This window comes from Oceanobacillus sp. HCA-5259 (genome assembly GCF_037892815.1).
Taxonomy (GTDB): domain Bacteria; phylum Bacillota; class Bacilli; order Bacillales; family Amphibacillaceae; genus Oceanobacillus; species Oceanobacillus indicireducens.
Map to the genome: position 1 here is coordinate 103,550 of NZ_JBBKBV010000009.1, position 6,540 is coordinate 110,089.

The window sequence follows — 6,540 nt, forward strand, 5'->3', positions numbered from 1 at the left end:
ATGTATTGTCAAAATTTGTAATTGAGAAGACTGCTATCTGGACATTTGATGAAAATTATTTAAAAACAGCAGAATTTAAAGTTACTTGCAATGATTTATACAAAGCTAAGAAAGCTGCACCCCAAATTCCTTTCGATTTTTCAAATCCTAATAAAATGCAGTCCCTTCAATTAGAGACTGCATTTTATTATACCTCGTGACTAAGCTGCCAATGTATTCCAAATTTATCGGTAACACGTCCGTAGAGTTGACTCCAGAAAGTTTCCTGTAACTCCATCTCAACGATTCCGCCGTCTTTCAGTTTTTCAAACCATTCCTTTAACTCGTCCTGCTTGTCACTAAGCAATGCCAATGTTACATTGTTGCCCTGCTCGAAAGGCTGACCTGGGAATGTATCAGAGAACATGACCCTGCTCCCGCTAATTTCAAGTCGGGCATGCATGATTCGGTTTTTTGCCTCTTCGGGAAGTGTGTAATCGGGATGCTGTGGTGTATCCCCGAAAGTAGTTAGATCTGTGATTTCCGTTCCAAACACCTGTGAATAAAACTCCACTGCTTGGCGACAATCGCCGTCAAATACGAGATAAACTTCTACTGCCATTTTAAAACACTCCCTTTAATTGTATTCTCCCTATTATAGCGGGTGTGCAAAATAATAATCAAATCTTGAGCGACTGGACTTGTTTAATTCGAAAAATGATGTAATTAGAGAAGTGTCTCAAAATACGGAGATAATCTCAAGTCTAACCATTGTATGGCATACAAATTGGTCCCAATCTCTTTTTCAATGTGTAGTCTATTAACGAGCGCCTCTATATAAATATCCAGACGACCATTTGTAAGCGCACTTCCGCGGTCTTTCATATATGCATACTTCTGATTTTTAACTTGTCTTATTGATAGTGAAGATGATACGATACTATATATAGTAAGTTAGAGATAGATTTGTCAACCTCTCTCGGTCATTGCCTAGATTTGGAGTGTGGATTGAAATTTTATAAAAAATATGGACTGAAACGACTCCTTCTAACGCAATGAATCTACTATTAGAACTGTCGCACCCTGTATAGGTGCGTGGATTGAAAATATATCTTATTTTATAACCACTCTTTGAAAAAGTGCCCAAAATTGGGCACTTTTTTCTTTTTCTCTATTGACATCTACCCTAATCTGTGGAATAATCTGAATTAGTTAACAAAATAGAATTATATAATAACATATAGAAAGGAGGAGTTTTTAATATGTATATTGCTCACATCTCCACAGACAAATCCAAGAAACCGCATTATTTAAAAGACCACAGAGACGCTGTTGAATTTTTAGTTCTCCAATTCACTGAAACCTTTGATCCATTTGCCTTGGGACAAATCTCTGCCATCATGCATGACCAAGGTAAAAAAAGCAGGCCCTTCTTCATTTATATCAATTCTTCACACAAAAAGCGTGGCAGCGTTCAACATGCTATTGGAGGAGCCATTATTCTCAATCAAATCCCAAATGAAAATACATTAATAATAATCCTCGCTAGCTTAATCGTTGCAGGGCACCACGCTGGATTACCAAATTTCACGGAATTACAAGATAAACTTGATAGAGCCCCAGATGCTTTAAAAAAGATCGTTCCATTAGCACACGAAGAACAAAAGCAAGCAGATAAACTTCTAACCCAATCACTACAAGAGATAGACCAACTTCCAAAAACGATAGACTACCATTGGTATTTCAGTACACTTACTCGATTTTGCTTTTCCGCCTTAGTTGATGCGGACTGGCTCGATACAGAACGATACTTCAATCAACAAAAAACAGATCTACGTTCCTACACTCTACCGGAACCAGCAGAATTTTTACCAGAATTACAACAACATATGAAAAAACTAACCAAGAATTCTCCTTCATCTCAGCTTAATCATATGCGGAGGACAGTGTACGATGCTGCGACACAGGCAGCTTTAAAAAAGGAAAACTTCTTTACCCTCCATGCGCCAACGGGAAGCGGAAAAACACTTGCAGCCTTATCTTTTGCTTTGCACCATGCGAAAGAATTTCATAAGCAATGCATTATTTTTGCATTACCACTAACAAATCTTACCGAACAAACAAGTAAAACGTATCGTTCAATCTTAGGGAATGAGCATGTTATCGAGCACCATTCCCAACTTAACCTTGATGATACCCAAGAATCGATGGATAAAAAAAGACTCGCAACAGAAAATTGGACTCATTTCTGCATCGTAACCACTACCGTCCAACTTTTCGAGAGCTTATTTCACAATCGACCAAGCAAAATGAGGAAATTACATCATATCGCAAACAGTATTATTATCTTGGACGAATATCAGAAGTTACCGCTCCATGTTCTCAAACCAATTTTATTTATGTTAAAAACTTTACGGGAACATTTTAATGTCACAATGCTCTTCATGAGTGCCACTCCACTCGCACTCGAACAAAGTAAAGTGCTTCCCAATGTTGGTAATCCTTATGAAATAATCGAGCAACCAAGACAACTGTTTCGATCGATATCCCGCATTCAATACCATGAAATTAAACAGTTGCTTACAGAAGATGAGTTGGTTCTGTTGGCGAAAGAGCATACCTCCGTACTATGCATTGTTAACACAAGAAAAGAAGCACAACGGGTTTTCCAGACAATGAATAGAAATAACAGTTGGGATCGAATCTATCATTTCTCTACTACCATGTGTAGTGCACATCGCTTACGTGTGATTAAAGAAATTAAAGAGATACAGAATGACCCAACTAATAAAGAAACGATCGCAGTAATATCCACGCAAGCTTTGGAAGCAGGCATTGACATCTCATTCCCAGCTGTATTTCGGATGTATGCTCCATTCGATTCTATTATCCAATCGGCTGGAAGATGCAACAGAGAAAATGTGCTGGAAAGGGGAAATGTTTATCTCTTTGACCTGATCAATCGCCAGAAAACAGATCCCTATTACGAAAAAGCAACGATTCTAACAAAATCCTTTATAGCCCGATATGGAATTGCTTCACTCAACAATCCCGATGCCTGTATCACTTATTTCAGAGAACTATACAGTCTAATGGAAGATAATGGATTAGATCGGTATAACATAAACAAAGACAAGCTTTTCCAATTCAAAGAGGTAGCGGAGGATTTTAAAATGATTGAAAACCAACATCAAGTATCGGTACTTTGTTTAAACTATCCAGGGTTCCCCCATGACATATACGAGGAGCAAACTTTCTCACGTGAATGGATAAGAATGCTGCAACCTTTTATGATTCCGTTATCTATAAAATCACAAGATATCCAATGTATAAATGAGATCTACGTATGGGAAGGAACGTACGACCCAGATATTGGATACCAATTATAAAATAAGGAGTTGATCTAGCATGCAAGTTTTCTCTGTGAAAGTAACCGGAGATTACGCCCTATTCACAAGACCCGAGGCAAAAGTGGAACGAGTAAGCTATCCCATTATCACCCCTTCTGCAGCTCGTGGTGTTCTCGAAGCAATTTTATGGAAGCCAGAGTTTAGATGGGAAATTTTACAAATAGAGGCCCTGAAACAACCAACATTTTATTCCATAGTCCGTAACGAGGTCTCAACAAAAGCTACCATCAATAAACGAACTATGGAAAACCCGGAAGATTATTACACCGATAAGTACCGACAGCTCCGTCATTCGCTTATGTTAAAAGATGTTGCTTATATCATTAAAGCAAAAATTCACCTACAACCACATGCGAAAGATCCAATTGAAAAATATAATGCAATGTTTAAACGACGTCTTGAAAAAGGACAATGCTTTCATCGACCCTATTTAGGAACAAGAGAATGTGCTGCCGAATTCAGTTTGCCAACTGAAGAAGATCAAACGATTAACTGGACAGAAAACCTCGGTCCCATGTTCTTTGATTTTCGCTATCCTGAAAAAGGTTCAGTTACGATTCCGTATTTTTTTAATGCTGAAGTAAAAAACGGTATTATGAAAGTACCAAGTTATCTTTATGAGGAGGTTTACCGATAATGTATCTAAAACGATTAGTCGAGTTTGCCGAACAACAAACAAATCTTCCTCCCATTGGATATAGTCGAAAAGAATTTCACTGGATTGCAATTATAGATAACAATAAACTCCACTTTATTAAGGAAGAACAACAAAACAAACGTATTATACCTGACAAAAGCCGCTCGTCCGATATCCAACCAATTTTACTTGCCGATAAGGCGGAATATGTCTTTGGATTCACTAATAAAGACTCAAGCGACAGAGTGAAAAAACGATTAAAACAACAACATGAAGCCTATCTGTCCCTATTAGAAGATTGTGCAAAAGAAACAAATGACCGAGACATTTGGAATCTTTATAACATCCTTCAAAAACCTTTACCAAATTTACCAGGGAAGCTAAAGGGAAGCGACATTATCATCTTCCGTGATCCAGTAGAAACATACCTGCATGAAAAAGAAACGATCCAAGCATATTGGAAAAAGAAACTACAACCAGATTCAAATACAGTTACAAAAACCAGATGCATGCTTTGTGGAACAACGGGCGCTGTTATGGAGCGACACACAATTGAATTTCCATTAAAAAGTCAAAGAACGAAGCTCATTTCCGCAGACAAACCAGCCTATCAATCTCATGGGATGAAAGCTTCAACCGGATCACCAATCTGTTTTATGTGTGAGCAAAAATATGGTCAAGCCCTCTCCTATTTATTACAGAATCACTCAGGTAAAGCTAAAGCCGTTGGTCCGCATATGTATCCAATCCAAGATATCACTTATGTGTACTGGGTACGAAATAAAAAGCAAATCAATTTTAATAACCTTTTCTCAATTTCTGTCACCACAGAAAAAGAAGTTCAAGAACTACTGAATTCAGCTTTCTCAGGTATCAAAAAAAACAACAATTTAAAGGATTTCAGCATTTTAACAGTATCAGCAAATAAATCTCGAATGGTCGTCCGTAATTATGAGGAAGGCTCGTTAACTAATGTACAACATAATATCGAGTGTTTTTTCAATGCACAGGATATGAATAACGGAAAGCGATTCGGTATCTATCGTCTAGCTGCTATGATGTATCAAAACCCAACCACTCAAATGAAAACATACGCAATCACAACATGGATGGAATGGTTACTTTTCGGAAGACCTCTTCCTAACCAAGTTATAATCCCTTTATTAAAACAAATTCAAGCAAAAGGAGTGATGTATCCAGAACACGGTGCAGCAATTCAAAGCTGGCTCATTAGTCAAGAAGTGAGAGGAGAATGGAAATTGGAAAAAATAAAGAAAGAACAACCCTATCTTTGCGGAAGATTATTTGCTGTATTGGAAGAATTACAGCAGAAAGCAACTAATTCGAGAGAAAGACTATCATCTCGTTATTTTGGTTCTGCTTCGACAGCTCCAAAATCAATATTTGGTTTATTAATAAAAAATAGTCAGGCACATTTGAATACGGTTAGAAAGAAAATATCAGATAGAACGGCAAACTTCTATTCGAGTAAAATTCGAGAGATAGCAGGTGGTTTGAACGATTTTCCAACGGTCCTAAATTTAAAAGAACAAGCTGAGTTTTCCTTAGGATACTTTCATCAACTCCAAGGTGTGACAAAAAATAAAGAATTGGAAGGGGAAAAATAAGGTGAATTTCTCTCAATTAACTGATCCAACAAAACGATATGACTTTAAACTAGTATTTGACGTAACAGACGGTAATCCCAACGGGGATCCAGATGCAGGTAACTTACCTCGTGTAGACCCTGAAACTATGCAAGGTATCGTAACAGACGTCGCAATCAAAAGAAAAGTTCGCGACTATATCCAAATCACCCGAGGAGACCAGCCAGGTTTCGATATTTTCGTAAAACATCGCGGCATCCTGACAAATGAACAACAGAAAGCATATGAAGCAATCAATGAAGAAACAGTTGAAGTTCAAGAATCCAATATTGTAAATAACGCTCGTGACTGGATGTGCAAACAGTACTACGATACCCGCATGTTCGGAGCTGTAATGTCTTCAACAAAATATAATGCCGGCCAAGTTCGTGGTCCAATGCAGTTAACCTTTGCCCGTTCGATTGATCCAGTAACTCCTTTCGATATGACAATCACAAGGGTTGCACTGACAAATGCAGAAGATGGAAAGAAAAAAGGAGTAATTTCGGAAGACGAAACAGAAGCACGACACGGTCAGTTTGGACGGAAAGCCTACTTACCGTATGGCCTATATGAAGCTTACGGCTTTTTCACCCCCGCCTTCGCTATGCAAACTGGGATCCAAGAACAAGATTTAGAAATATTTTGGGACGCCCTTATTAATATGTGGGATCTAGACCATTCAGCCTCACGAGGCCGGTTAGCATGTAGAGGATTATACGTTTTCAAACATGAAAGCCCATATGGCAATGCTCCTTCCCATCTTTTATTTGAAAAAGTTGATATTAAAAACAAAACAGGAAACACTGCTCCACGTTCTTATAAAGACTATGAGGTCCTTACTAATAAAACACTTCCACAAGGTGTG

6 protein-coding genes are annotated in these 6,540 nt (G+C 38.0%); 5 read left to right on the forward strand and 1 reads right to left on the reverse strand.

Features of this window, described 5'->3' with window-relative positions; genetic code table 11:
- The first annotated feature begins 5 nt into the window (after positions 1 to 5).
- Positions 6 to 200, forward strand: a complete 195-nt coding sequence (locus WKU33_RS07685; RefSeq protein ID WP_340453998.1) for a hypothetical protein — start codon at positions 6 to 8, stop codon at positions 198 to 200.
- On the opposite strand, the gene WKU33_RS07690 is transcribed toward WKU33_RS07685, so the two are convergent.
- Positions 188 to 601, reverse strand: a complete 414-nt coding sequence (locus tag WKU33_RS07690; protein WP_340454000.1) for a VOC family protein — start codon at positions 599 to 601, stop codon at positions 188 to 190. The genes WKU33_RS07685 and WKU33_RS07690 overlap by 13 nt on opposite strands.
- Positions 602 to 1,241: 640 nt before the next feature.
- Here WKU33_RS07690 and cas3 point away from each other — a divergent pair.
- From cas3 to cas7c, 4 genes are all read left to right on the forward strand, one after another.
- The gene (gene cas3 / locus WKU33_RS07695) at positions 1,242 to 3,368 is read left to right on the forward strand and encodes a CRISPR-associated helicase Cas3' (protein WP_340454001.1); all 2,127 of its coding nucleotides are present in this window, start codon (positions 1,242 to 1,244) and stop codon (positions 3,366 to 3,368) included.
- A 19-nt stretch (positions 3,369 to 3,387) separates the two neighbouring features.
- Entirely contained in the window at positions 3,388 to 4,026 is a 639-nt protein-coding gene (gene cas5c, locus WKU33_RS07700; RefSeq protein WP_340454004.1) for a type I-C CRISPR-associated protein Cas5c, read from the forward strand.
- A complete protein-coding gene (gene cas8c, locus WKU33_RS07705) occupies positions 4,026 to 5,654 on the forward strand; it encodes a type I-C CRISPR-associated protein Cas8c/Csd1 (RefSeq protein WP_340454006.1) in 1,629 nt (542 codons plus the stop codon). Before cas5c ends, cas8c begins: the two co-directional genes overlap by 1 nt.
- A 1-nt stretch (position 5,655) precedes the next feature.
- Positions 5,656 to 6,540 (forward strand): type I-C CRISPR-associated protein Cas7/Csd2 (gene cas7c / locus WKU33_RS07710; RefSeq protein WP_340454008.1); only part of this gene is annotated, 885 nt, incomplete at its 3' end.

Coding starts and splice junctions, on each gene's coding strand:
- WKU33_RS07690 (WP_340454000.1), bottom strand. CDS start 601: ATGGCAGTAGAAGTTTATCTCGTATTTGACGGCGATTGTCGCCAAGCA.
- cas3 (WP_340454001.1), top strand. CDS start 1,242: ATGTATATTGCTCACATCTCCACAGACAAATCCAAGAAACCGCATTAT.
- cas5c (WP_340454004.1), top strand. CDS start 3,388: ATGCAAGTTTTCTCTGTGAAAGTAACCGGAGATTACGCCCTATTCACA.
- cas8c (WP_340454006.1), top strand. CDS start 4,026: ATGTATCTAAAACGATTAGTCGAGTTTGCCGAACAACAAACAAATCTT.